Source organism: Enterobacter sp. DN, assembly GCF_046054285.1.
Classification (GTDB): Bacteria; Pseudomonadota; Gammaproteobacteria; order Enterobacterales; family Enterobacteriaceae; genus Enterobacter; species Enterobacter hormaechei_C.
In genome coordinates this window covers 70,088-94,391 of the sequence record NZ_JBJJTG010000010.1, presented here as the reverse complement: position 1 = coordinate 94,391, position 24,304 = coordinate 70,088, and the positions used below count along the sequence as shown (strand labels likewise).

Genomic DNA, 24,304 nt, shown 5'->3' with positions numbered 1-24,304 from the left:
CATTCGAGCAGCTTAGAAAATATCGTTCAGCATCACGCCCACACCGACGCGGGTCTGATTGAAATTGTAGTCGATCAGCGATTCGCCATACCCGCTATACACCTGAGTATAAAGACGAACGTGTTTCGTTACCGGGTAGCTCAGGCCCAGCTCTGCACCGCCGTAGCCGGTATTCCAGTTGTACTGGCCTTTGGCGCTCAGCACCGCGTCACCCAGCTGATAGCCCACTTTAAGCTGATAGTAGCCCATATATTTGGTGATATCCGGGTTGTCATCGGTGCTGCCCACCACGTACCACGGCTTCACTTCCACCATGAAATTGCCGTTCTGCGCCATCAGACGCGTATAGATGCGGTTCCAGCTGCGTGAGGTTGGGTCGGAACGACCGTTGGAATCGTGGTTATAGCCCACCTCCACGTCTCGCAGCGTCCAGCCTGCAAACTCATAATCGGTGGCGAAACCGAGGAACAGCTGCGGTTCATAGTTGGTTTCGCGGAACGGTGAAGATTCCCCGCTGTTGGAGAGCTGCCACCATGACTTCTGCGTGTAAGACGCGCCAAGCACCGAGTTCGGCCCCAGGATGCCGCGCCAGAACGGGAAGGCGAGGCTGAGCTGGAACTTCACCTCATCTTTACGCGCATTATCAGACCAGTTATAGGAGCTTATCGCCTCTTTGTTGAGATCGCTGGTCTGGGTGTAGATCACGTAGTTTGTATCATAAGGGTACAGCGTGAACGGATTGTCATGCTCCTGAAGCATATTGGCGATGATGCTGCCCTTAACGGCAGGTTTATCATGCACCTCTTTGATCGTCGCTTCCTGCGCATATGCTGTGAGGGGCAGCGCAACCGCCGCCAGTAACCAACCCAGATACGTCCGCATCGGTGGTGTTCTCCTGAAATGGTGACATTTAATGAATAGTTTTGTCCGGGCATTCTACAGACTTCTGCGATAACTTCCGCTTCCTCGTTTCTTAAAGTGGCATTCCTTTATCCTGAAGCATAAAATCAACATTTTGTTAACAACAAGGATGCCACGTCAGATGTCAGCCACACTCACCGCCGAAGAAACCTTAAAGCTCGTGGGCGAGATTTTTGTGTACCACATGCCGTTCAACCGTGCACTGGGTCTTGAGCTGGAGCGATACGAAAAAGACTTCGCTCAGCTGAGTTTCAATAATCAGCCAATGATGGTCGGTAACTGGGCGCAAAGCATTTTGCACGGCGGGGTCATTGCCTCCGCGCTGGACGTGGCGGCCGGTCTGGTGTGCGTGGGTAGCACGCTGACGCGCCATGACACCATCAACGAAGATGAGTTACGCCAGCGCCTGTCGCGCATGGGCACCATCGATTTACGCGTCGACTATCTGCGTCCGGGACGCGGAAACCGCTTCACCTGCACCAGCAGCCTGCTGCGCGCCGGGAATAAAGTTGCCGTCGCCCGCGTTGAGCTGCATAACGAGGAGCAGGTTTATATCGCCAGCGCAACCGCCACTTATATGGTGGGTTGAGACGGCAAATTCGGGTAAAATTACTTCACTTTTTTGTAACGGATTTTCCCGATGGATGCTAAACAGACGCGGCAGGGCGTTTTACTCGCCCTTGCCGCTTATTTTATTTGGGGTATCGCACCGGCGTACTTCAAACTTATCACCTATGTCCCGGCGGACGAGATCCTCACTCACCGCGTCATCTGGTCCTTTTTCTTCATGATTGCGCTGATGAGTATCAGCCGTCAGTGGTCAGGCGTCAAAACGCTGCTGAAAACCCCGAAGAAGGTCTTCCTGCTCGCTCTCTCTGCGGTGCTGATTGGCGGAAACTGGCTGCTGTTTATCTGGGCGGTGAATAACCATCACATGCTCGAAGCCAGCCTGGGCTACTTTATTAACCCGCTGGTCAATATTTTGCTGGGGATGATTTTCCTTGGTGAGCGCTTTCGCCGGATGCAGTGGGTGGCGGTGATTTTGGCCTTCTGCGGCGTGCTGGTACAGCTGTGGACCTTCGGCTCACTGCCGGTTATCGCCCTGGGGCTGGCGTTCAGCTTTGCCTTCTACGGCCTGGTGCGTAAAAAAATTGCCGTGGAAGCGCAGACGGGAATGCTATTTGAAACCCTGTGGCTGCTGCCTGTCGCCGCGATCTACCTGTTCGGTATTGCCGACAGCGCCACCAGCCACATGGGCAGCAATCCATGGTCGCTGAACCTGATGCTGATGGCCGCGGGCGTGGTCACGACGATCCCCCTGCTGTGCTTTACCGGCGCGGCAACGCGTCTGCGCCTCTCCACGCTGGGCTTCTTCCAGTACATTGGCCCGACGCTGATGTTCCTGCTGGCGGTGGTGTTTTACGGCGAGGTGCCGGGTGCGGATAAGATGGTGACGTTCGCCTTTATCTGGGTGGCGCTGGCCATCTTTGTTGCGGATGCGATTTATACCCAGCGCAGGGTGCGCAAAGGGCTGTGATGTTGCNGGTGACGTTCGCCTTTATCTGGGTGGCGCTGGCCATCTTTGTTGCGGATGCGATTTATACCCAGCGCAGGGTGCGCAAAGGGCTGTGATGTTGCCCTCACCCTAACCCTCTCCCACAGGGAGAGGGGGCCGTCTGTGCAGGCATTATTTTGTGGGGAACCCTCTCCCACAGGGAGAGGGAATTCGATCGTAGGGCGGGTAAGCGCAGCGCCACCCGCCAGATTTTTACAGCCAGTTCTTCCGCTTGAAGTACAGATACGGCGCCAGCCCGGCGAGAATCATAAAGATAATCGCCCCCGGGTAGCCAAAGCTCCACTTCAGTTCCGGCATAAACTCAAAGTTCATCCCGTAGCTGGACGCCACCAGCGTCGGCGGCAGGAACACCACGGACACCACCGAGAAGATCTTGATGATGCGGTTCTGCTCGATGTTGATAAAGCCCATCGCCGCCTGCATCAGGAAGTTGACCTTCTGGAACAGGGATTCGTTGTGCGGCAGCAGGGATTCGATATCGCGTAAGATCTCACGCGCCTGCTCCAGCTGACCGCCCGGCAGACGCGCCTTGCGCACCAGGAAGTTCAGCGCGCGCTGGGTATCCATCAGACACAAACGCACCTTCCAGCCGATATCTTCCAGCTCAGCCAGCGTGGACAACGCTTCGTCGTACTCATCGCCCTGATGGCCTTCCATGATCACGCGGCTCAGCTTTTCCAGGTCGCTGTAGATGTTTTCGATTTCATCCGCCAGCTGTTCGATTTTGGTTTCGAACAGATCCAGCAGCAGCTCATAAGCGTTGCCGTCCATCATCGCCTGGCTGCGGGCACGCATACGGTAGAGACGAAACGCAGGCAGTTCGCGCTCGCGCAGGGTGAACAGGCGGCCATCGCGGATGGTAAACGCCACGGTGGAGTTCCCCGCGTGGTCTTCGGCATCTTCGAAAAAGAAGAAGGAGTGAATGTGCAGGCCGTCTTCGTCTTCAAAAAAACGGGCGGATGCTTCGATGTCTTCCAGTTCCGGGCGTGTCGCCAGGCTTTGCCCCAGTTCAGATTGTACGCGAAGGCGCTCATCGTCGTCCGGCTCGACCAGATCCACCCATACGGCATCAATGAGGGGCTGTGACTCTTCGGCTTCAAGCCGAGTCAGTCGGTTATTTTCGAGTTGAAATGCGCTCAACATGACCGGGACTCCCAATGCAAAAAATATCGGACAGTTCGGTGGGCACACAGAAACAAATTGGGTTTCAGACCATTAAACAGCCTGACTCAGCGCGACGGGAATGATGCAGTCGCTGACAACCACTAAGGCCATCAGCAAGAGGAGATAGCCTTAGGAGTTGTTCCTGGATGACAGGGAATTGAGCCAGTATCTACTGGGTGTGTCCAAGGCGAATGTCCTCTTAGCGTAATCGTGCGCGCATGTTACGCCAGCAATAACTGTGGCGTCAACACGCAACGGAACGCTGAAGGGCATTAATTGACCTTCAACGTATAAGGCTAGCAGATTATTACAAAATAGTGATATTTTTCTGAAAGTTACACACTTTCCAGCTTGGCATAGGCTGCCACCAGCCATTTGATCCCCTGCCCCTGGAACGCTACCTGCAAACGGCTGTGCTCGCCGCTGCCTTCCAGGTTGACGATGGTGCCTTCGCCAAACTTCGAGTGGCGCACGCGCTGGCCCAGCTTGTAACCGGTGTCGGTTTCAGAGATCGGCGAGCCCATACGCTGATGGCTGACCGGACGGCTGATGCTGGCGCGCAGGCGCACCTCTTCCACACACTCTTCCGGCAGTTCGCCGATAAAGCGCGACGGACGGTGATACACCTCTTTCCCGTACAGGCGGCGGGTTTCCGCGTAGGTCAGGGTCAGTTTCTGCATCGCACGGGTCACGCCCACGTAGGCCAGACGACGCTCCTCTTCCAGGCGTCCGCCTTCATCCAGCGACATCTGGCTCGGGAACATCCCCTCTTCCATCCCGACGATGAACACCTGCGGGAACTCCAGACCCTTCGCGGAGTGCAGGGTCATCAGCTGAACCGCATCCTGCCAGGTATCGGCCTGCCCTTCACCCGCCTCCAGCGCGGCGTGAGAGAGGAATGCCTGCAGCGGCATAAGGTCTTCATCTTCTTCGTTGTAGCTGAACTGGCGCGTTGCCGTCACCAGTTCCTCTAAGTTCTCAATACGGGTCTGGCCCTTCTCGCCTTTTTCCTGCTCGTACATGGTGCGCAGGCCGGAATCTTTGATCACCCGGTCAGTCTGGACGTGCAGCGGCATGTCGGCCGTTTCCTGCGCCAGCGCGTCGATTAACTCCAGGAAGCGCTGCAATGCGCTGGCGGCGCGCCCGGCGAGGGCTTTTTCCTGTAACAGCTCGCGGCACGCCTGCCACAACGTGAGCTGACGATCGCGCGAGGCCTGACGCACCACGTCCAGCGTACGATCGCCGATGCCGCGCGTCGGCGTGTTCACCACGCGCTCAAACGCCGCATCGTCGTTACGGTTGGCAATCAGACGCAAATACGAGAGCGCATCTTTGATCTCCTGACGTTCGAAGAAGCGCATACCGCCATAAATGCGGTACGGCATGCTCACCTGCAACAGCGCCTCTTCCAGCACGCGCGACTGGGCGTTGCTGCGATAGAGAATGGCACACTGCTCCAGCGCGCCGCCGTTCTCCTGCCAGGTTTTAATGCGGTTCACCACGAAGCGGGCTTCGTCGAGCTCGTTGAAGGCGCAGTAAATCGAAATCGGTTCGCCGTCGACGCCATCGGTCCACAGCTTTTTACCCAGGCGCCCGTTGTTGTTCTCAATCAGGGCGTTGGCCGCGCTCAGAATGTTGCTGGTAGAACGGTAGTTCTGCTCCAGACGGATGGTTTGCGCGCCGGGGAAATCGTTGAGGAAGCGCTGGATGTTCTCCACCTGCGCGCCGCGCCAGCCGTAGATAGACTGGTCGTCATCGCCTACGATCATCACCTTGCCGGTATCCCCGGCCAGCAGGCGGATCCAGGCGTACTGGATGTTGTTGGTATCCTGGAATTCGTCCACCAGGATGTTGGTGAAGCGTTCACGGTAGTGTTGCAGGATATGCGGTTTGTTCAGCCACAGCTCGTGGGCGCGCAGCAGCAGCTCGGCGAAATCTACCAGACCGGCGCGATCGCACGCTTCCTGATAGGCCTTGTAGACGTTCTGCCAGGTCTGCTCGACCGGGTTACCGAAGCTCTGAATATGATGCGGACGCAGCCCTTCGTCTTTCTGACCGTTGATGTACCACATCGCCTGACGCGGCGGCCACTGCTTCTCATCGAGGTTCATCGCCTTGATCAGGCGTTTCAGCAAGCGCAGCTGATCTTCGCTGTCGAGGATCTGGAAATCCTGCGGCAGGTTAGCGTCCATATGGTGCGCGCGCAGCAGACGGTGCGCCAGGCCGTGGAAGGTGCCAACCCACATGCCGCCCTGGCTGGTGCCCATCAGCTGCGCGATACGGTGGCGCATCTCCGCCGCCGCCTTGTTGGTGAACGTCACGGCCATAATCGAGTACGGCGAGCAGTTCTCCACGCTCTGTAGCCAGGCGATACGGTGAACCAGCACGCGCGTCTTACCACTGCCCGCTCCAGCCAGTACCAGCAGGTTTGTACGCGAGGCGGCAACCGCGTCACGCTGTTTATCATTAAGGCTGTCGAGCAGGTAAGAAACGTCCATTGGCACCGTCATGTCATGTCGGGCAGGCAAATGTTTCCATTCGCCAAAACCCTGTTAATTTATACAGAACAATTGATGATTATATCAGCGTCGTGAGGGATGCCAACCGTGAAATTTCCACGTGCGGCAGAAGACGGCTATCCGGGGTAGTCATCAGATCGGCATTTTCCGGCTTGATCCAGCAGGCCTGCATGCCGCAGCGGATCGCCCCGGCGACGTCCGTGGTCAGGTCGTCGCCCACGTGCAGGATCTCACCGAGCGGCAAATCCAGTTTTTCCGCTGCCAGATGATACATATCGTTGAACGGCTTCGAGCGTCCGTGCGGGCCCGCGCGCAGCACGAACTGAAAATAGTTCCCCAGACCAAACAGTTCAGGCTGAGCATTGCCGTTGGTGATGGCCACCAGCGGCCACTTTTCGGCGAGCTTCGCCAGCGTGTCGTGGGTCTCCTGCGGCACGTCGATCCGGCTGCGCCATTTGGCGAAGTTTTCCATGGCCGCTTCGGCACCCGTGGCCGCGTCCTGCGCGCTCAGGCCGGCATTGAGCATCGCCTGCTCAACCGCACGGCGGCGCCATTCGGTCACGTCGTGGTAAATCTCCGGTTCGGTTTCCCGCAGGGACTGACGCAGCTTCTGGAAGTCTTTGTTCTGCATCGCTTTCAGCGCAGGATGGTAGTTCTGCACAAACGCCAGCGACTCCTGCTCGGTACGCAGGATCACCGGGCGGTTATCGTAAAGAGTGTCATCAAGGTCAAACGTCAGGGCTGATATCTGACCGAGTGGGCGGTAAAAACGCATTATTTCCCCCGTTTGGCGCGTGGATGCGCCGCGTCATACACCGAGGCAAGGTGTTGGAAGTCTAAGTGGGTATAGATTTGGGTGGTCGACAGATTCGCGTGACCAAGCAGCTCCTGTACGCCGCGCAGGTCGCCGCTTGATTCCAGCATGTGCGTCGCAAAGGAGTGGCGCAGCTTGTGGGGGTGAACGTGGCTGTTCAGCCCCTGCTTAATGCCCCACTCCGCAAAGCGCTTCTGCACGTTACGCGCCGAGATCCGCTTGCCGAGTTTCGACAGGAACAGCGCATCTTCATCGGCGCCAAACAGCCCGCGAAGGTCCAGCCAGTGCTCAATCCAGGAGACCGCATTGCGGCCGATCGGCAGGCGGCGCTCTTTGCTGCCCTTGCCCATTACCCACACCTCGCCGGACTCCAGATCGAGGTGCTTTAAGTCGAGGTTCACCAGCTCAGAGAGACGCAGGCCCGCGCCGTACATCACCTCCAGCATCGCGCGGTCGCGCACGGCCAGCGGATCGTTAAGATCGATATCCAGCAGGCGGTTTACGTCGTCGACGTCGATATTTTTCGGCAGATGACGCGGGGCTTTCGGCGTGGCGATCCCTTTTGCCGGGTTGGCTTTCAGACCGCCCTGACTGACCAGCCAGTCGAAGAAACTGCGCAGGGCAGAGAGCCGGAGCGCCAGGCTCGCCGGGCTGAGATTTTTTTTACGGCTACGCACGACGAACCCGCGTACCGTGGCGGCGTCACATTGTTGCCAGCTTTTCAGGCCGATTTCATCGGCAATCTGCATGATGGCATCAAGCTGACGCTGATAGTTGAGCAGCGTAATAGGGCTGAGCTGGCGTTCTACGCCCAGATAGCGCAGAAAGCGGTTGACGTCAGTGGCGAGCAGTCCGTCCGTCATACGCGCTCAATCCAGCGCTCCAGCAGCTCAGGCAGCATCAGGGCGATCTCCTGCAACAGTTGCGTGCCCTGCCCCTGTTCATAATGATGCGCGTCGCGGCTGGTAAATAACATCACGCCCAGGTCACCATCGCGCCCCATCAGCGACATCGCCACCGAGCCGATAGCTTTGGCTTCCGGCAGCACCACCAGCAGTTCTGGCCCGTTAAGCGGCCCCAGATAGTGGTGCTCATGGCCCAGACGCTGAATGCGCAGCGGCTCAAACGCCTGACGGCTCAGCGCCAGATGGGTAAACCCGGACGGCGCGCCAATGCGCCAGCGGTCAGGGAAGAGACGGATCGTCGCGCCTGCCAGCCCCAGCTCGCGCGCCCAGCGGTGGAAGCGGTTGAGGAACTCTTCGAGACTGTGCGCGGAAGCCAGACGCGCCTGAAGGTGCAGTAGACGGTAGAACAGGCTTTCGTTATTGCTGGCCTGCTCCATCAGCAGCGTCATGTTCTCTTCGAGCTGATTGATGTGGTTGCGCGAGCGCGCCATGTGCCATTCAACCAGCGACACGGTCTCGCGAACCGGATGCGGCACGCGCATCCGTTCGACGACGCGTGCATTGCGGATAAAAAACTCAGGATTGTGCAGCAGGTAATCCACAACAGCGCTGTCGTCCAGCTCTGATACAGGTTCCCGCAGTTCTTCCCCTGGTTGCTTCATAGATGGATAAACCCGTCATAAACATGTGTCGCCGGGCCAGTCATGTACAGTGGATGACCCGCTCCTTTCCAGGCGATATCAAGACGTCCGCCCGGTAATTCCACGCGAACCTCTTCTGCCAGTAACCCCTGTGAGATACCGACGGCCACCGCCGCACAGGCACCGCTTCCGCAGGCCTGGGTTTCGCCCGCGCCGCGCTCGTAAACCCGCAGGCGAATGTGTTCACGCTTCACCACCTGCATGAAACCGATGTTCGCCCGCTCCGGGAAGCGCTCATGGCTTTCCAGCACCGGGCCGAGCGTTTCAACCGCCGCGGTTTGCACATCATCCACCTGAATCACGCAGTGCGGGTTACCCATCGAGACGACGCCGCACAATACTGTCTGCTCGGCGGCACGCATAATATAGGTCTTTTCCGCTTTGTTGGCGCGAAACGGCACGGCAGAGGGGTCGAAGTTTGGCTCGCCCATGTTCACGCGCACCAGTTCGTCGTCGGTGACGCTGAGCACCATCCGGCCGTTGGCGGTGCTGACGCGGATATCGCGCTTGTTGGTCAGCCCTTTCAGCCGAACAAAGCGGGCAAAACAGCGCGCGCCGTTGCCGCACTGGGAAACTTCGCTGCCGTCGGCGTTAAAAATGCGGTAGTGAAAATCCAGGTCAGGATCGTAAGGCGGCTCCACCACCAGCAGCTGGTCAAACCCCACGCCCACGTGTCGATCCGCCAGGCGACGGATCAATTCCGGGGAGAAAAAGACATTCTGCGTTACCGCGTCGACGACCATAAAGTCGTTGCCAAGGCCATGCATTTTAGAGAACTGCATCATTTGCTCCATTGCGCGGGTACAGAACGTAATTGTCAGAGATTGACCTGAGTCGGGCCGCCATTATTGCCGCGATCGTTGGTATCCGGCGTAGATGACTCGATACCACTTTGCACCGGTTTTGTCGGCGGTGGTGCGTTTTTATCCTCTGGCGGGAAGTACAGTGGTCCCTTCAGTCCACAGCCGGTCAGGCTAAACAGAGTGACAAGAACGACAAGCGTTCGGAAGACGTTTTTCATGTAGAGGTTGCCCGTAAGTTCAAATCTGTTTCTATCATCGCAGGAGAAGACACAAAAGCAAGAGTTTGCAGCTTTCCTGCAACGGGAATTATTTAGCGTTATACTGCCGCCATCACGAAAAACAGGAATAAAACCATGAACGACAGTGAATTTCATCGCCTTGCCGATACCCTGTGGATGACCATCGAAGAGCGTATCGACGACTGGGACGGCGACAGCGATATCGATTGTGAAATCAACGGCGGGATCCTGACCTTAAGCTTCGAAAACGGCAGCAAGATTATTATTAACCGTCAGGAGCCGCTTCACCAGGTGTGGCTGGCGGCGAAACAGGGCGGCTATCACTTTGATCTGAAAGGTGACGAGTGGGTCTGCGATCGCAGCGGCGAAACGTTCTGGGATCTGCTGGAGCAGGCAGCGACGGCGCAGGCGGGCGAGGACGTGAGTTTCAGGTAGTTGCGTTGCCCGGTGGCGGCTACGCCTTACCGGGCCTACAACGACTCGAACCGTAGGCCGGGTAAGCGTCAGCGCCACCCGGCAACAGCGGCTAAAACGTAGGCCGGGTAAGCGATAGCGCCACCCGGCGAAAAGCCTCAGGAAAAATACTGCTGCAACAGCGGCGCAGTTTCCTGGTTAGCGGGCGCCGCAGGGGTAATCGCCTGCGTACGGAACGGGATCACCTGCGCTCGCCCATCCACATTAACAATCTGGTAGAACTGCGGCAGGTTGAAGTTGATAAAGCTTGAGCCGTAGGTAAAGCGATCGTGCGAGGACGAATAGAAGCGGCTGACGTCGCGCACCAGCTCCTCTTTGCTGCCTTCACAGTGGTGATACACCTCGGCACGGTTGGTTTCATCCAGAATGTAGATGTTAAACCCGGCGTTATCGCCCGACTCTTCGAAGAAGAACTGAATAATCCCTTCACTCGCAAAGCCATCCACCACCTGCGGCAGCTTAACGTGGTTGGTTTCCACCTGAACCGACAGGCCATGCAGTTTGTTGTGTGAAATCGCACCGTAGAATTCAATGGCGTTTTCCAGCTTCTGCACCGACACGTTCAGGCGCTCAAAGAACAGCCCCCAGGTCTGGCCGGAGACGCGCAGCGCTTTAAAGCGCCCGGTTTCCTGTCGGGTGCTGGAGAGACGCAGTTCGATGCACTCAGACACCAGTTGCTGAACGCGGGTACGAATCAGGCCGCGCAGGTGCTGGCTGTAGCAGAACACCTCCACGCTGTCCGGCGGCGCGGCGTCCTGGTGCATCTTGCCGAGGATCGTTTTCAGCGCCTCGATCATCGCCTGCTCGCCGTTAAAGTGCAGGGTACGCACTTCGTTCCACGAGTTGCGGTACAGCAGATCCACGCTACCCACCAGGCAGTTTTGCTGCTCGCCGAAGCTAAAGACGTCCAGCTTGCGGAAGTCAAAGTGAACCACCTGATTGCGGAAGGCCGCCGTCGGGTCGTATTCCAGGTTGACGATGATCGCCAGATGGCGAATCTCACACGGGCTGTAGAGCGCTTTTGGCGTCGGCGCAGGCAGACGCAGCGGGAAGTGGTGCGAGACATCCGCCACCATCTCCTGCAACTTGGCTAAATCGACCACCTCGTTGCCTTTGATAAACAACCGGGTGCGTGAGGTGAGAAGGCCGTTAAACCAGGCCCAGGCCACCAGCTTGTTCAGGTAGCGGTTATACTCCAGCGGCTGATGGCTGATGATCGAATCCATGCTTGGCGCACGGTTGTACAGATACCACCCGGTGCGGTTCGCGCGGCCCGGCGGCACGTAGATAAAGGTCAGATTCGGTTCAGACAGGTCAGGCGAAATCTGTGGGTTAACCAGCGTTACCTTGCCCGGCAACGCTTCAAACGCGGCGTACAGTTTACGGGTCAGCACCCCGATATCCTGTGGGCTGGCAGAAACGCTAAGGTTGTTACGGCGGGCAAAGCGGATCAGGTTGCGGTAGCTCTGCATCATCGCATCAAGCAGTTCGTTGTGCGCCTCACGCACCTGATCGATCTTCCAGTTGGCGCGGTTGTCGAGCATGGCGAGACGCTCTTCGTCCCATCCCCACTCTTTGACTAACTGGCTGACCACTTCACGACGCCAGCCCACGCAGGCGCGTTCGCGGCTCAGTTTTTCACAGACTTTGAGATAGAAACATCGACGTACCAGGTCAAGACGCGTGGCGTCCTCAATGGCTGTCAGGTATTCGGTGACGCGTTCCAGCATCATGCAGTAGGCATCAAGACCGTAGGAGACAATCTCCCCGTCGTGCAGACGCTGTTTAATATCTTTCGCCAGCAGGCGCGGCGTGGGGTATTCCCAGGAGTAGGCTTCCAGCAGCAGGGTTTTCAGCACCGCTTTGTACGGTGAATCAATGCTCTTATAAAGCTGCCAGAGGCTTGCGCCAAAGTACTCTTCGGCGGACAGGGAGCTCAGGCCGCCCAGATCCAGCCACTCGTTTGGCGTCAGAACGCCCTGCGAGTAAAGCGACATGACGTAGTCGTCATAATTCTCTTCTTCATCGCACGGCACCATATTCCACAGAATACGTTTCCCGGCCAGGCGAACGGCAGTACGGTAAAACTCATCCAGCAACAGGATGTGCTGAGTCGAGCCGCAGTCTTCACCACCCAGACTGCCGCTTTCGTTATGGCGGAAACGGTTTTCATCAATCAGGAAGAAGCTCACTTCCACGCCGAGCGACGCCGCCCAGCTCTCCAGCAGGCTGCATTTACGCTGCAACAGCTGGCGCTCTTCATTGTCGAGCCAGGACTGATGGCAGACCCAGATATCCAGGTCAGAAGAGCAACTTTGCCCAACCGATGACGTGCTGCCCATGGAGTAAACCCCGGTAATCGGCAGCTCGCCTTTCGGCGAATCCTGCGGCGGCATACCACGGTAGAGTTCAAGTTCAGTCAGGTAATGCTGTTGGGTTTCATCAGGCGTGAAGAGGCAAATGCCCTGGGGAACGTTACCATCAAGGTAACCCGGCATCAGCGGATGGTGATAGTGCAACAATGTTGGCAGTAGACTGTATACCTGCTGGAAAGCAGGGCCCATGGCAGCAAGCGCGCGATCCACACGCAATTGATTGATGGCATCCAGTCTCTGTTTCAGAGTCTCAATATAGAGGTACAAGACGTATCGCCTGATGTTTCCGGGTGTCGCACGCCAGTCAGAACACAAAAAGCAGCGGACCCGCAGTATTTCAAAAAATAACCGTTACCCTTTTTTCGCCTTTTGCTTTTCTGGTGGTACAGACGAAAAAATGGTCTAAAACGTGATCAATTTAACACCTTGCCGGTTGACCGTAAAGAAAGATGCGCTACATACAAGTGTAGCACCGTTCTTGACGTGTAAATTCCTGAATACGGCGATGGCTGACGAGTACGCCGCCCTGTCCCTCTCACTCTTCATCAACCGTAAAACTGCCATCCGAGTGTCAACAATGTTAGGATGGTTAGCGATTGATAATGACGGTAACAAGCATGTTAGACAATGTTTTGAGAATTGCCACACGCCAAAGTCCTCTTGCACTCTGGCAGGCACATTATGTTAAGCAGCGCCTTGAAGCCTGCCACACCGGATTACGCGTTGAGCTGGTGCCAATGGTCACACGTGGCGATGTCATTCTGGATACGCCGCTGGCCAAAGTGGGCGGAAAAGGTCTGTTTGTCAAAGAGCTGGAGCTGGCATTGCTTGAGAACCGCGCCGATATCGCCGTGCATTCGATGAAGGATGTGCCCGTTGAGTTCCCGGAAGGGCTGGGGCTGGTGACCATCTGCGAGCGCGAGGATCCGCGCGATGCGTTTGTCTCTAATCGCTATGACTCGCTCGAAGCGTTGCCGGCAGGCAGCGTGGTCGGCACGTCAAGTTTACGCCGCCAGTGTCAGCTGGCTGAACGTCGCCCGGATCTGGTGATCCGTTCGCTGCGCGGGAACGTCGGCACACGTCTTGGCAAGCTGGATAACGGCGACTACGATGCCATTATTCTTGCGGTTGCGGGCCTGAAACGCCTGGGGCTGGAAGAACGCATTCGCGTCGCGTTGCCGCCGGAGCTGTCGCTGCCCGCCGTTGGCCAGGGGGCCGTCGGCATTGAGTGTCGTCTGGTTGATGCGCGCACTCAGGCACTGCTCGCGCCGCTGAATCATGACGATACCGCCGTTCGCGTAAAAGCCGAGCGCGCGATGAATACTCGCCTCGAAGGAGGCTGTCAGGTGCCAATTGGCAGCTATGCTGAATTAACTGACGGTGAGCTGTGGTTGCGTGCGCTGGTTGGCGCGCCGGACGGCTCACAGATGGTTCGCGGTGAACGTCGCGGCAAGCCGCAAGATGCCGAGGCGCTTGGCGTATCGCTGGCGGAAGAGCTGCTGAATAACGGCGCGCGTGAAATTCTGGCTGAGGTCTATAACGGAGAGCCCCCTGCATGAGCATACTTGTCACCCGCCCTTCTCCCGCAGGAGAGCAGTTAGTGAGCCGTCTGCGCGCACTGGGGCAGGTGGCCTGGAGTTTTCCGCTGATTGAGTTCTCCCCCGGTCGCGAGCTGCCTGAGCTCGCTGACCAGATGCGTCTCTTGCAGGAAGGCGATCTGCTCTTTGCGCTGTCGCAGCATGCCGTGGAGTTTGCCCATGCGCAGCTGCAACAGCATGCCGTTAGCTGGCCTCACGCCCCCCGCTATTTCGCCATCGGGCGCACCACGGCGCTGGCCTTACATACCGCGAGCGGAATCGATGTTCGTTACCCGTTAGATCGGGAAATCAGCGAAGTCTTGCTACAATTACCTGAATTACAAACCATTGCCGGAAAGCGCGCGCTCATTTTGCGCGGCAACGGTGGCCGCGAACTGCTGGGCGAAACGCTGCGCGAACGCGGCGCAGACGTGACGTTTGTGGAGTGCTATCAGCGCTGTGCGAAACACTATGATGGCGCGGAAGAAGCAATGCGCTGGCACGCCCGCGGTATTAATACGCTGGTGGTCACCAGCGGTGAAATGTTACAACAGCTTTGGTCGCTGATTCCGCTTTGGTATCGCGAAAACTGGTTACTCCGCTGTCGGCTTCTGGTCGTCAGTGAGCGTCTGGCGAACCACGCCCGGGAACTGGGCTGGCAGGATATTCGGATCGCTGAAAACGCCGACAACGATGCGCTGCTGCGCGCATTACAATAACTCTCAAATGGGAAGCCATAATGACGGAACACGAAAAATCCTCCGCCGTGGTTGAAGAGACCAGGGAGACTGTGGACACCACGTCACAGCCAGAGACGACAGACACAACCGTTGAGAAGAAAAACGGCAGCAACAAAACCAGCCTAACGCTGAGCGTGATTGCCATCGCGATTGCGCTGGCCGCAGGCGTGGGACTCTACGGACTGGTGAAGAAACAAGGCACCAACCAGACGGCCACCAGCGACGCGCTGGTTAACCAAATCACTGCCCTACAGAAAGCGCAGGAGACGCAAAAAGCTGAGCTGGAAGGCGTGATCAAACAGCAGGCTGCCGCCCTCGCCGACGCGAACAGCAAACGTGAAGAGTTGACCAAACAGCTGAGCGAAGTGCAGGAAAAAGTCGCCACAATTTCGGGAACCGATGCCAAAACCTGGCTACTTTCACAGGCCGATTTTCTGGTGAAACTGGCCGGGCGCAAGCTCTGGAGCGATCAGGATGTCACCACCGCCGCCGCGCTGCTGAAAAGCGCCGACGCAAGCCTGGCGGACATGAACGATCCGAGCCTCATCAACGCTCGCCGCGCTATTACGGAAGATATCGCCAGCCTGTCCGCGGTTTCTCAGGTCGATTACGATGGTATCATCCTTAAGGTAAATCAGCTCTCCAACCAGATTGATAACCTTCAGCTGGCCGATAACAACGACGATGACTCCCCGATGGATTCTGACGGCACCGAGCTGTCCAGCTCCCTGAGCGAATGGCGTATCAACCTGCAAAAGAGCTGGCAGAACTTTATGGACAGCTTTATTACCATTCGCCGCCGCGATGAAACTGCCGTGCCGCTGCTGGCGCCGAACCAGGACGTCTATCTGCGCGAAAACATTCGCTCCCGCCTGCTGGTGGCTGCCCAGGCCGTACCGCGTCACCAGGAAGAGACCTACAAACAGGCGCTGGATAACGTTTCAACCTGGGTACGTGCTTACTACGATACCAATGACGCAACCACGACCGCGTTCCTTGAGGATATCGACAAGCTGAGCCAGCAAAACATCACCATGAACGTGCCGGACAAGCTGGAAAGCCAGCCGATTCTGGAGAAGCTCATGCAGACGCGCGTGCGTAACCTGCTGGCCCAGCCGGGCGTTCCGGCAGAGCGTCCGGCTGAAGCACCTGCCGCCGCGCCAGCGCCTGAAAGCGCGCCGCAAGGAGAGTAATGATGCTAAAAGTCTTCTTACTCTTCATCCTGCTGATCGCCGGGATTGTACTGGGGCCGATGCTCGCGGGTCACCAGGGTTATGTATTGATCCAGACCGATAACTACAATATCGAAACCAGCGTAACAGGGCTGGTAATTATTCTGATCCTGGGTGTGGTCGTTCTGCTGGCAGTGGAGTGGCTCCTGCGTCGTATTTTCCGTACCGGCGTACATACGCGCGGCTGGTTCGTTGGCCGTAAGCGCCGTCGCGCCCGCAAGCAGACCGAGCAAGCGTTGCTGAAGCTGGCCGAAGGCGACTATCAGCAGGTTGAAAAGCTGATGTCGAAAAATGCCGACCATGCAGAACAGCCGGTTGTTAACTATCTGCTGGCCGCTGAGGCGGCGCAACAGCGAGGCGATGAGGCCCGCGCCAATCAGCATCTTGAACGCGCGTCTGAGCTCTCTACTAAAGATCCGATTCCGGTTGAGATCACCCGCGTTCGTCTGCAACTGGCGCGCAATGAAAACCATGCCGCCCGTCACGGCGTTGACCGTCTGCTGGAAATTACCCCTCGTCACCCGGAAGTGCTGCGTCTGGCTGAGCAGGCATATATTAGGACCGGTGCCTGGGGCTCGCTGCTGGACATTATCCCTTCCATGGCGAAAGCCGACGTGGGCGATGATGAACATCGTGATGAACTTCAGCGTCTGGCCTGGATTGGCCTGATGGATCAGGCGCGCGCCGATCTCGGCAGCGACGGCCTGAAAACCTGGTGGAAAAACCAGAGCCGCAAAACACGCCAGCAGGTTCCTCTTCAGGTGGCGATGGCAGAACATCTGATTGAGTGTGATGACCATGACACCGCGCAGGAGATCCTCCTCGACGGTCTCAAGCGACAGTATGATGACCGCCTGGTGATGGTCATCCCGCGTCTGAAAACCAACAATCCGGAACAAATTGAAAAAGCACTGCGCCAGCAGATCAAAACCGTGGGCGATCGTCCGCTGCTGTGGAGTACGCTGGGCCAGTCTCTGATGAAACACGGCGAGTGGCAGGAGGCGAGTCTCGCCTTCCGCGCCGCGCTGAAGCAACGTCCGGACGCATTTGATTACGCCTGGCTTGCTGATTCGCTGGACAAGCAGCATAAGCCGGAAGAGGCCGCAGCTATGCGCCGTGATGGGCTGTTATTGACGTTGCAAAATAACGGAACGCAGCAGTAATTAACAGGAGGCCAGATGGCCTCCTTTTTTACGCCCATAAAAAAACGCCTGCTATAAAAGCAGGCGTTAAAACAGGTCTGTAAGACAACATATTTGGTGCTTCACTCAACGTTGTGTCCATGGTGTCTGATGAGGCCGAAGCGACATCTGTCAGTGGACGATAAGCACCGTAAACGGCTCTGCGTCATTCCTGAGTTTATGAGGCCTTAAGGCGAACATAAGAGATGGAATGAGCATCTACACGCATATTATTGCATGTAATGTGCCAGGTTTACACGCAGAACTTTTACATCGCGCAACATTTTAAGATAAAAGGAAATTATGCTGTTAAGAACCGCCTGAAGCCATACAACATCGCGCTGAAGGCGGCGATATGTCGTCACCAGGAGACAGGTTAAGAGGTAAAATAATAAATTATTTAATATTAATGGGTTATATGTCGCTGAATCGCGACAAGGATATAGAGTGTTGTCGGGGAAAGGCTACAGGATAAAAAACGCAGAAAACAAAAAACCCCGCCGAAGCGGGGTTCAAAATTGGTCGGCGAGAGAGGATTCGAACCTCCGACCCACTGGTCCCAAACCAGTTGCGCTACCAAGCTGCGCTACTCGCCGATGTACTGCTTTTTTGAATTTTTAGTTCAACTCATTAAAAGTCGTGGTGCGAGGGGGGGGACTTGAACCCCCACGTCCGTAAGAACACTAACACCTGAAGCTAGCGCGTCTACCAATTCCGCCACCTTCGCAATTCACAACTCTTTCAATAATGGGGTGGCTAATGGGATTCGAACCCACGACAACTGGAATCACAATCCAGGGCTCTACCAACTGAGCTATAGCCACCACTGTATTCTTTCACGCGGTTCTGACTACTTCTCAGACCACCGCAGCTCTAGCGCCGGGACTAAAATGGCGCGCCCGACAGGATTCGAACCTGAGACCTCTGCCTCCGGAGGGCAGCGCTCTATCCAGCTGAGCTACGGGCGCTTAGCGCCGTTGCGGGGCTGGATATTACGTACCTCCGTCCCCGCTGTCTAGTGCTTTTTTGAAAAAAATGCGCGTTTGGTTATGGTTTGCACATTTTGCCGCTTATTCCTCCACTTTATGGGCGGAGCCACGGCGGCCCAGGCCAAAAAGTTTATATGCAGCTGTGACGGCAGCCAGGAAGATCATCCCGACAAACAGCGACATGCGGGTATCTTCATTAAAGTACATTCCAATTAATACGCAAATCAGGAACGCCATCGTCAAATAGTTCGCATACGGGAACAGAATGGAGCGGAACGGATGGCTGGCGATCGCTTTTTTATGCGCCTGTCGGAAACGCAGCTGGCTAATTAAAATGACAAACCACGGTACCATCCCCGGCAGCACGCTGGCGCTATAGACGTAAACAAACACGCGCTGCGGATTCGGGATGATGTAGTTCAGGCAAGAGCCAATCAGCAGAATCACAATCGACACCGCTACGCCCGCCACCGGTACACCCACGCGAGAGACTTTACCCATCACCGCCGGCAGTTGTTTGTTTTGTGAGAGCGCGTAAAGCATACGCCCGCAGCTGTACATCCCGCTGTTACAGCCGGAGAGCGCCGCCGTCAGCACCACAAAGTTGATAATGGCGGCTGCCGCCGTGATGCCAATCTTAGCGAAGGTTAAGACAAACGGGCTGCCGGTGGTGCCGATCTCGTTCCATGGGAAAATGGTCACGATAACGAAGATCGCGCCCACATAGAAAATCAGGATACGCCACAGCACCTTGCCTACCGCGCTACGCAGCGTGACCTGCGGGTTTTTCGCCTCACCGGCGGTAATGCCGATCAGCTCAACGCCCTGATAGGAGGCGACAACGATACAGAGCGCCGTCAGGAAGCCTTTCCAGCCGCCGGCAAAGAAGCCGCCGTGCCCGGTCAGGTTACCGAAACCAATCGCGTGCCCGCCGTTACCGAAACCAAAGAAGATGACGCCCAGACCCACAACAATCATCACGATAATGGTGGTGACTTTGATCATCGCAAACCAGAACTCGATTTCACCGTAAAGGCGAACGGCGGCAAGGTTCGCCAGCGCCACCAGCCCTACGGCGATGAGCGCGGGTATCCACTGGGCCATCTCCGGGAACCAGAACTGCACGTAGACCCCGATGGCGGTAATCTCCGAAATCCCGACGGCCATCCACATAAACCAGTACGACCAGGCCGTGAGATAGCCAAAGAACGGGCTCATATAACGGTGGGCGTAAACGGCGAAAGAGCCCGTTACCGGCTCCAGAAACAACATTTCGCCCATTGAGCGCATGATGAAGAAGACGAACAGCCCGGCAATAATATACGCCAGCAGGACAGAAGGCCCCGCCCATTTCAGCGTGCTTGCCGAGCCCATAAACAGGCCAACGCCGATAGTCCCGCCCAGCGCGATCAATTCAATATGTCGAGCTTCCAGCCCACGCTGAAGCTCCGGTTTTTTCTCTGCCATAAATCCTCGGTTGTGTTTGCTGTTTCCCGACTTATTGCCGGGTATTGTTTTGAGGGGTACTGAAATACGGAGCGAATGGTTTCTTAAATTCTGGCAAATGGCAAACAATGCATTAAAAAAATGAATGCATTGTACAGAAATCCAGCAGTTTTACAGGGGGGGTTGCAGCGCGAACAGCAGATCGCGCTGCATATTGATTACATTTTCCCGGTGTAGTGCCAGGCGAGGTAGCGCAGCAGACGAATCTGTCGTTTGATACGCGTCGGTTGAGAGAGCAGGCGGTAGAGCCACTCCAGCCCCAGGTTTTGCCAGACTTTGGGCGCCCGCTTAACGTGGCCGGTAAAGACGTCGTAGGTGCCGCCAACGCCCATATAGAGCGCATCCGGGCTGACCAGACGGCAATCGCGCATCAGAATTTCCTGCCGCGGCGACCCCATGGCGACAGTGACAATTTTCGCCCCGCTGTCGCGCACGCGCTCATATAACGCCTGGCGATCTTCCGGCCTGAAATAGCCATCCTGGCTGCCCACGATGTTAACATTCCACTGGCTACGCAGCTTTTGTTCGGTCTGCGCCAGCACCTCTGGTTTGCCGCCAATCAAAAATACCGGCGTGCCTTCAGCGCCTGCGCGTTCCATAAGTCGCTCCCAAAGGTCAGCACCCGCCACGCGAGACACATTAGCGTCAGGAAACTTTTTACGAATTGAACGCACCACGCTAATACCGTCCGCGTATTTAAACTCCGCGGCTTCAATCAGGCTTTTCACTTCCGCATTATCTTCAACCGCCAGCATCTTTTCTGCGTTGATGGCCACCAGCGTGCCCGATTTCATCTGCCCGTCCGCGAAAAGGAAATCCAGCGCGTGTTGCATGTCACGCCAGCCAATAAGCTGTAGCCCACGCAGCGCATAACGCGGGGCTGAAGTTGTATCCGTCATGATAATCCCTACTCAGACTTGCGACAGCGTTGTGCTGCCCTGTGGCTCACGTCTGTGCACAAGCCCTGCACTGTCAAACAACCAGTACAGCAGTTTTGCCAGCAGCAGACAGAGACCGAAAACGACCATAAAAAACACCACGCGTGAGACGAACGAATCCAGCCCCTCGCGCGCCAGAACGATCATATTGAAAATGGCACCGAAACAGAAACTGTGCAAAACAGCGGCTTTGTAGCGGTTGGTCTCTTCGTTACCCAGCGTATATAGCCAGTCGAACCATTTTATTATCAACCCGACCGCGATCGCGCCCGGCAGGATAAACCACGTTCCGCCCATCACTACCAGCGAGCCAATCAGTGTTGGGGAAATCGCCAGGCCCGAATGGTTGTTCAGCACTTCCCAGGTAAAGTAGTTCGCCGTGTTCAGGACAATACCGGGACGGTCAGGCCACAGCCACGTCGGTATAAAGACATAGAAATCGCGAACAATCGGCGCCAGCCCCTGGAATTCGATTTTGTCGTAGTTTTGCAGCAGCAATGCCAGGTTTTCCCACGGCGAGAAGGTGTCGCGCGTCAGATACAAGAAGGTATAAAACGCTTCGTCGCCCGCCACGTTCAGTCCGTAGCGCTTCAGCGCCAGCCAGAACATCCCCACAATGCCAAAGACGCCTGCCGCCGCCAGCATCCACAGCGAGATCCAACCGCGAATAATGCCGATAAACAGGAAAATCGCGAAGGCGATAATGATGTTAGCGCGGGTGCCGCCGACGATCATGTAGGTCAGAATGCCAAATGCGACGGTGCTGACCAGGAAGAACAGCCAGGCTTTGCTGTCCTGACGCAGGAAAAAGACCACCAGCATCGCCGGAATGAAGAAATAGAAGAAACGCTTGAGCGCGACGCCGGAGACTTCGGCGGAGAAAATCTGGCTATAGGACTGCAACTTAAACAGTAAAAAGCCGTTATGCATGAAGAAAATCGCCACGCTGACGAGGGCGATGGTCATCAGCATAACCCACGTCAGATGGGTTTCTACCCGGTTCATGGTAAACAGCGGACGACGGGGTGTGGTGTCTTTCGCCGCGCGCAGGCGCGTTTTATAGGTGACGTAATACACCGCGTAGAAGCAGGTCGCAGAGAGCAGCGCCTGCAACAAAATTTCCGGCGGAGCGACGCCAACATCAAAGCGGAACACGAGGATGCTGGTCAGCGGGAAGCCAAAGAAAAAGGTCAGCAAAAACAGCAGCGAGAAGAATACGTTGAAGTTAAAACGTACGCGCCGGAATTCAAACCAGGTGAGCGTGGCGATAAACAGCGTGCTCAGCAGCCAGACCACCAGCAAGCCGCTAAATTGCAACTGGCTCATGCGTTGTCTCCTGAAGCAATACGCAGCGCGCGGTGCCACGGCGTGAGATAGTTCGGGCTGAAAAAGTCGATGCTATTTTTATCCACCAGCGTGAGCTGACGCTGCGCTTCCCGTACCACCTCGACATTAAGCGTGTCAGAGGTAAACAGCACCGGAATATGCTGTTCGGCCATGTCCTGCCAGAACGGGTTTTTGCGGTTGAGCACGCACGGTACGCCCGCCTGAATCAGCAGACACAGCGTACCAATCCCCTGCTGTCGGGCAAAGATGAAATAGCCCAGATCGCATTTTCGCAGCAGCGCGAGATAGTCATCAAATTCCAGCTTATCGCTGAGAATGTGCAGATTTTCCGCGCTAAACAGCGCAAGCCCCTGCTGGCGAACTTCATCGATGTAGGCGTCGTTATTGGCGGGATAGCCCATCGGCACCACCACGTTCACCGTATCGCCAAACTGCTGATGCACCGCCCGCAGCGCCGCGACATGCTCGTTACTGCGATCGCCGGAATTTCCCACCAGGATAGTCAGTTTGCCCTCACGAACCGCGTCATTCGCCATGGTATTCAGTGCCGGATCCATACGGGTCGGAAAATAGAGCAGTTCCCCGCGAACCTTCGGGTGCTGTTTAGCAAAATAGTTGAGGTCGCCACGGGTAGCAAAAACGCAGCCCACGCGCGCCTGCGCCAGACGACGCAGCGGATAGAAAAGACGGAACTTCCAGCCGTGGGAGACTTCGTAGAGATCTGCTCCCCAGATATGCCAGCTGAACTGGGAAGGTTTTATCCCGCCGCTTAACAGCGCCAGCCACAGCCCGGTATTGAATTGTCCGTGGAAGAAGAAACGCTGGCTTCGGTCCGCTTTGGCTTTCGCGACAACGGCTTTGGTCAGGGCCGCTTTGTCTGGCCAGAAGGTGATGTGCAATGCCGGACACGCCGCGCTCAGGCCGTTATCGCGTCCAACGACCATAAACTCGCGCGCATCGGGCGTGCCGGATGCCAGTTCATCGTTGAAGAACCGCAGAACGGTCTGGTTATGATGCGGGATATCCGATCCCAGTATGTGTATCAGTGCAGTCATGCGCGTTTACGCCAAAGTAAAAATACGCCGCAACAGGCAGCGAAATAAACGATATAAGTTGCCATATAGGCCTGAGCCGCCCCCAGCGCACCGTGGGTGGGGATCAGCCAGTGAGAAAATGCCGTCAGCAGCGCAAACTGGCCGATCTCTGCCAGGATATACAACCGCAGCGAAGCCTTCGCAATCACCAGATAGCCGAAAACGTATGCCCCCACTTTCAGCACATCGCCGACCAGTTGCCAGGCAAACAGATCGCGCATGGCGGTAAACTTCGCCGAAAACAGCAGCCAGATGGCGAAATCACGCAGTAACCAGACGGTAAAGCTGGCGATCGCAACCGCCGGCAATACAAAACGCAGGGAGCGAAAAATCTCGCGGGTAATATCCTGCCTGGAAGTCAGGCGCGATAAGGTTGGCAGTAAATAGACGCTAAAGGAAGCCGTAATAAATTGGAGGTAAGCATCTGAAATGCTGCTCACGCCCTGCCAGATCCCCACTTCATCCCAGCTGTAATGCGCTGCCAGCAGGTTTCGCATCATCACGTAGGCAACGGGAAGCGTTACCGAAGTGATGAGCGCCATCAGGGTAAACTTTCCTAGCTGCCCCGCCAGCATCTTGTCCCACTGCGGTTTCAGGTAATTCAGCGGGACATTGCCTCTGCGCATCAGCATAAACGCTGCCGGAATGACAACGAGCGCAGGCACCAGCGCCAGCCCCAGCAGCGCGCCTTCATAGCCGCCCAGCCGATAGCAAAAGTAGTAGGCGATAACGCCGATGATGCTGCCGAGGATCAGCGCCAGCGCATTCCCGGCGGCATCACGGAAGCCTTTCATCAGCGCCAGCAGCAGGTTCGCCCAGGCGATCCCCATCTGAACGAGCGCCACCAGGCGCACCAGCCCCTGATAATGCGTGTGTCCGAACAGCCCCAGGCTGATGGGTGCCGCCGCCAGCAAAAAGACGACGGCCAGCAACGTAGAGAAGCCCAGCACCATAGCAGAGGAGGTGCCCACCACCGTGCGGAGCTTTTCGGCATCGTCATGATGCTGCGCGACGTATTTGGTGACGCCATTGAATATCCCGGCCCCCGCCAGCACGCCAAGCACCGTGACCAGCTGGCGGAAGTTCCCTGCCAGCCCAACGCCTGACGGACCAAATGAGACGGCCAGCAGCTTGACGACCAGTAACCCGGCGCCAATTTTTACAAGCGTGGACGCTGCCGTCCACACCGACGCTTTTGCCAGAGACATA

Annotated in this window: 22 protein-coding genes and 4 tRNA genes; 7 read left to right on the top strand and 19 right to left on the bottom strand. The window is 56.6% G+C overall.

What is annotated here, in order from left to right; all coding sequences use genetic code 11:
- Nucleotides 1-12: 12 nt before the first annotated feature.
- Nucleotides 13-882, bottom strand: a complete 870-nt coding sequence (pldA, locus tag ACJTMZ_RS19570) for a phospholipase A (RefSeq protein ID WP_003860803.1) — start codon at nt 880-882, stop codon at nt 13-15.
- A gap of 160 nt (nt 883-1,042) precedes the next feature.
- Here pldA and yigI point away from each other — a divergent pair, with 160 nt between their 5' ends.
- Together yigI and rarD are read left to right on the top strand one after the other, a co-directional pair.
- The gene (yigI, locus tag ACJTMZ_RS19565; RefSeq protein WP_006812366.1) at nt 1,043-1,510 is read left to right on the top strand and encodes an acyl-CoA thioesterase YigI; all 468 of its coding nucleotides are present in this window, start codon (nt 1,043-1,045) and stop codon (nt 1,508-1,510) included.
- A gap of 51 nt (nt 1,511-1,561) precedes the next feature.
- The gene (gene rarD, locus ACJTMZ_RS19560) at nt 1,562-2,458 is read left to right on the top strand and encodes an EamA family transporter RarD (protein WP_408626970.1); all 897 of its coding nucleotides are present in this window, start codon (nt 1,562-1,564) and stop codon (nt 2,456-2,458) included.
- A 231-nt stretch (nt 2,459-2,689) separates the two neighbouring features.
- On the opposite strand, the gene corA is transcribed toward rarD, so the two are convergent.
- From corA to lptM, 8 genes are all read right to left on the bottom strand, one after another.
- Nucleotides 2,690-3,640 carry a magnesium/cobalt transporter CorA gene (gene corA / locus ACJTMZ_RS19555; RefSeq protein ID WP_003860807.1) on the bottom strand — a complete coding sequence of 317 codons (951 nt, stop codon included), beginning with the start codon at nt 3,638-3,640 and terminating at the stop codon, nt 2,690-2,692.
- A 150-nt stretch (nt 3,641-3,790) separates the two neighbouring features.
- Nucleotides 3,791-3,847 carry a YsgD/CorL family protein gene (gene ysgD, locus ACJTMZ_RS19550; RefSeq protein ID WP_212743980.1) on the bottom strand — a complete coding sequence of 19 codons (57 nt, stop codon included), beginning with the start codon at nt 3,845-3,847 and terminating at the stop codon, nt 3,791-3,793.
- Nucleotides 3,848-3,996: 149 nt separating this feature from the next.
- Nucleotides 3,997-6,159 (bottom strand): DNA helicase II, encoded by a 2,163-nt coding sequence (gene uvrD, locus ACJTMZ_RS19545; protein ID WP_017383586.1) that lies wholly within the window; start codon nt 6,157-6,159, stop codon nt 3,997-3,999.
- Nucleotides 6,160-6,238: 79 nt separating this feature from the next.
- Complete coding sequence (yigB, locus tag ACJTMZ_RS19540; protein ID WP_015570005.1) at nt 6,239-6,955, bottom strand: 5-amino-6-(5-phospho-D-ribitylamino)uracil phosphatase YigB; 717 nt, start codon at nt 6,953-6,955, stop codon at nt 6,239-6,241.
- Nucleotides 6,955-7,857, bottom strand: coding sequence for a tyrosine recombinase XerC (xerC, locus tag ACJTMZ_RS19535; protein ID WP_015570006.1), 903 nt, complete (start codon nt 7,855-7,857; stop codon nt 6,955-6,957). Before xerC ends, yigB begins: the two co-directional genes overlap by 1 nt.
- On the bottom strand, nt 7,854-8,561 hold the full coding sequence (locus tag ACJTMZ_RS19530; protein WP_015570007.1) for a DUF484 domain-containing protein: 708 nt from the start codon (nt 8,559-8,561) through the stop codon (nt 7,854-7,856). Before ACJTMZ_RS19530 ends, xerC begins: the two co-directional genes overlap by 4 nt.
- Nucleotides 8,558-9,382 (bottom strand): diaminopimelate epimerase, encoded by an 825-nt coding sequence (dapF, locus tag ACJTMZ_RS19525; RefSeq protein WP_017383590.1) that lies wholly within the window; start codon nt 9,380-9,382, stop codon nt 8,558-8,560. Before dapF ends, ACJTMZ_RS19530 begins: the two co-directional genes overlap by 4 nt.
- 35 nt (nt 9,383-9,417) lie before the next feature.
- Nucleotides 9,418-9,621: an LPS translocon maturation chaperone LptM gene (lptM, locus tag ACJTMZ_RS19520; protein WP_003860815.1), complete on the bottom strand. Its 204-nt coding sequence runs from the start codon at nt 9,619-9,621 to the stop codon at nt 9,418-9,420.
- A 135-nt stretch (nt 9,622-9,756) separates the two neighbouring features.
- Here lptM and cyaY point away from each other — a divergent pair, with 135 nt between their 5' ends.
- Nucleotides 9,757-10,077: an iron donor protein CyaY gene (gene cyaY / locus ACJTMZ_RS19515; protein ID WP_003860816.1), complete on the top strand. Its 321-nt coding sequence runs from the start codon at nt 9,757-9,759 to the stop codon at nt 10,075-10,077.
- Between the two features lie 137 nt (nt 10,078-10,214).
- On the opposite strand, the gene cyaA is transcribed toward cyaY, so the two are convergent.
- Nucleotides 10,215-12,758 (bottom strand): class I adenylate cyclase, encoded by a 2,544-nt coding sequence (cyaA, locus tag ACJTMZ_RS19510; RefSeq protein ID WP_017383591.1) that lies wholly within the window; start codon nt 12,756-12,758, stop codon nt 10,215-10,217.
- A gap of 350 nt (nt 12,759-13,108) precedes the next feature.
- On the opposite strand from cyaA, the gene hemC reads away from it, so the two are divergent.
- From hemC to hemY, 4 genes are read left to right on the top strand one after another with little or no spacing between them, the layout of a single operon-like run.
- On the top strand, nt 13,109-14,050 hold the full coding sequence (gene hemC / locus ACJTMZ_RS19505) for a hydroxymethylbilane synthase (protein WP_252011100.1): 942 nt from the start codon (nt 13,109-13,111) through the stop codon (nt 14,048-14,050).
- Entirely contained in the window at nt 14,047-14,787 is a 741-nt protein-coding gene (gene hemD, locus ACJTMZ_RS19500; RefSeq protein WP_017383593.1) for a uroporphyrinogen-III synthase, read from the top strand. The genes hemC and hemD overlap by 4 nt, the downstream gene beginning before the upstream one ends.
- Nucleotides 14,788-14,807: 20 nt before the next feature.
- Nucleotides 14,808-16,001: a uroporphyrinogen-III C-methyltransferase gene (hemX, locus tag ACJTMZ_RS19495; protein ID WP_015570012.1), complete on the top strand. Its 1,194-nt coding sequence runs from the start codon at nt 14,808-14,810 to the stop codon at nt 15,999-16,001.
- A gap of 2 nt (nt 16,002-16,003) precedes the next feature.
- Nucleotides 16,004-17,203, top strand: a complete 1,200-nt coding sequence (gene hemY, locus ACJTMZ_RS19490; RefSeq protein ID WP_026080629.1) for a protoheme IX biogenesis protein HemY — start codon at nt 16,004-16,006, stop codon at nt 17,201-17,203.
- Nucleotides 17,204-17,740: 537 nt separating this feature from the next.
- On the opposite strand, the gene ACJTMZ_RS19485 is transcribed toward hemY, so the two are convergent.
- The 9 genes from ACJTMZ_RS19485 to wzxE all read right to left on the bottom strand — a co-directional run bounded on the left by ACJTMZ_RS19485 (nt 17,741) and on the right by wzxE (nt 24,303).
- Nucleotides 17,741-17,817, bottom strand: a tRNA-Pro gene (locus tag ACJTMZ_RS19485).
- 44 nt (nt 17,818-17,861) lie between these two features.
- A tRNA-Leu gene (locus ACJTMZ_RS19480) sits at nt 17,862-17,948 on the bottom strand.
- Nucleotides 17,949-17,969: 21 nt separating this feature from the next.
- Nucleotides 17,970-18,045: transfer RNA gene (locus ACJTMZ_RS19475), tRNA-His, on the bottom strand.
- A 67-nt stretch (nt 18,046-18,112) separates the two neighbouring features.
- A tRNA-Arg gene (locus ACJTMZ_RS19470) sits at nt 18,113-18,189 on the bottom strand.
- A gap of 102 nt (nt 18,190-18,291) precedes the next feature.
- Complete coding sequence (locus ACJTMZ_RS19465) at nt 18,292-19,677, bottom strand: bifunctional threonine/serine APC transporter ThrP (protein ID WP_017693946.1); 1,386 nt, start codon at nt 19,675-19,677, stop codon at nt 18,292-18,294.
- Nucleotides 19,678-19,874: 197 nt separating this feature from the next.
- Nucleotides 19,875-20,615 (bottom strand): lipopolysaccharide N-acetylmannosaminouronosyltransferase, encoded by a 741-nt coding sequence (wecG, locus tag ACJTMZ_RS19460; RefSeq protein ID WP_015570015.1) that lies wholly within the window; start codon nt 20,613-20,615, stop codon nt 19,875-19,877.
- Between the two features lie 12 nt (nt 20,616-20,627).
- Nucleotides 20,628-21,980 carry an ECA oligosaccharide polymerase gene (gene wzyE, locus ACJTMZ_RS19455; protein WP_017693948.1) on the bottom strand — a complete coding sequence of 451 codons (1,353 nt, stop codon included), beginning with the start codon at nt 21,978-21,980 and terminating at the stop codon, nt 20,628-20,630.
- On the bottom strand, nt 21,977-23,056 hold the full coding sequence (locus ACJTMZ_RS19450) for a TDP-N-acetylfucosamine:lipid II N-acetylfucosaminyltransferase (RefSeq protein WP_219378361.1): 1,080 nt from the start codon (nt 23,054-23,056) through the stop codon (nt 21,977-21,979). Before ACJTMZ_RS19450 ends, wzyE begins: the two co-directional genes overlap by 4 nt.
- Nucleotides 23,053-24,303: a lipid III flippase WzxE gene (gene wzxE / locus ACJTMZ_RS19445; RefSeq protein WP_047746373.1), complete on the bottom strand. Its 1,251-nt coding sequence runs from the start codon at nt 24,301-24,303 to the stop codon at nt 23,053-23,055. Before wzxE ends, ACJTMZ_RS19450 begins: the two co-directional genes overlap by 4 nt.
- Nucleotide 24,304: the final 1 nt, after the last annotated feature.

Excerpts from the sequence above, each read along its gene's own strand:
- yigI (WP_006812366.1), top strand. The coding sequence starts at position 1,043 with ATGTCAGCCACACTCACCGCCGAAGAAACCTTAAAGCTCGTGGGCGAG.
- pldA (WP_003860803.1), bottom strand. The coding sequence starts at position 882 with ATGCGGACGTATCTGGGTTGGTTACTGGCGGCGGTTGCGCTGCCCCTC.
- hemY (WP_026080629.1), top strand. The coding sequence starts at position 16,004 with ATGCTAAAAGTCTTCTTACTCTTCATCCTGCTGATCGCCGGGATTGTA.
- yigB (WP_015570005.1), bottom strand. The coding sequence starts at position 6,955 with ATGCGTTTTTACCGCCCACTCGGTCAGATATCAGCCCTGACGTTTGAC.
- wzxE (WP_047746373.1), bottom strand. The coding sequence starts at position 24,303 with ATGTCTCTGGCAAAAGCGTCGGTGTGGACGGCAGCGTCCACGCTTGTA.
- uvrD (WP_017383586.1), bottom strand. The coding sequence starts at position 6,159 with ATGGACGTTTCTTACCTGCTCGACAGCCTTAATGATAAACAGCGTGAC.
- hemC (WP_252011100.1), top strand. The coding sequence starts at position 13,109 with ATGTTAGACAATGTTTTGAGAATTGCCACACGCCAAAGTCCTCTTGCA.
- dapF (WP_017383590.1), bottom strand. The coding sequence starts at position 9,382 with ATGCAGTTCTCTAAAATGCATGGCCTTGGCAACGACTTTATGGTCGTC.
- wecG (WP_015570015.1), bottom strand. The coding sequence starts at position 20,615 with ATGACGGATACAACTTCAGCCCCGCGTTATGCGCTGCGTGGGCTACAG.
- ACJTMZ_RS19450 (WP_219378361.1), bottom strand. The coding sequence starts at position 23,056 with ATGACTGCACTGATACACATACTGGGATCGGATATCCCGCATCATAAC.
- wzyE (WP_017693948.1), bottom strand. The coding sequence starts at position 21,980 with ATGAGCCAGTTGCAATTTAGCGGCTTGCTGGTGGTCTGGCTGCTGAGC.
- ACJTMZ_RS19465 (WP_017693946.1), bottom strand. The coding sequence starts at position 19,677 with ATGGCAGAGAAAAAACCGGAGCTTCAGCGTGGGCTGGAAGCTCGACAT.
- corA (WP_003860807.1), bottom strand. The coding sequence starts at position 3,640 with ATGTTGAGCGCATTTCAACTCGAAAATAACCGACTGACTCGGCTTGAA.
- cyaY (WP_003860816.1), top strand. The coding sequence starts at position 9,757 with ATGAACGACAGTGAATTTCATCGCCTTGCCGATACCCTGTGGATGACC.
- lptM (WP_003860815.1), bottom strand. The coding sequence starts at position 9,621 with ATGAAAAACGTCTTCCGAACGCTTGTCGTTCTTGTCACTCTGTTTAGC.
- xerC (WP_015570006.1), bottom strand. The coding sequence starts at position 7,857 with ATGACGGACGGACTGCTCGCCACTGACGTCAACCGCTTTCTGCGCTAT.
- ACJTMZ_RS19530 (WP_015570007.1), bottom strand. The coding sequence starts at position 8,561 with ATGAAGCAACCAGGGGAAGAACTGCGGGAACCTGTATCAGAGCTGGAC.
- rarD (WP_408626970.1), top strand. The coding sequence starts at position 1,562 with ATGGATGCTAAACAGACGCGGCAGGGCGTTTTACTCGCCCTTGCCGCT.
- hemX (WP_015570012.1), top strand. The coding sequence starts at position 14,808 with ATGACGGAACACGAAAAATCCTCCGCCGTGGTTGAAGAGACCAGGGAG.
- hemD (WP_017383593.1), top strand. The coding sequence starts at position 14,047 with ATGAGCATACTTGTCACCCGCCCTTCTCCCGCAGGAGAGCAGTTAGTG.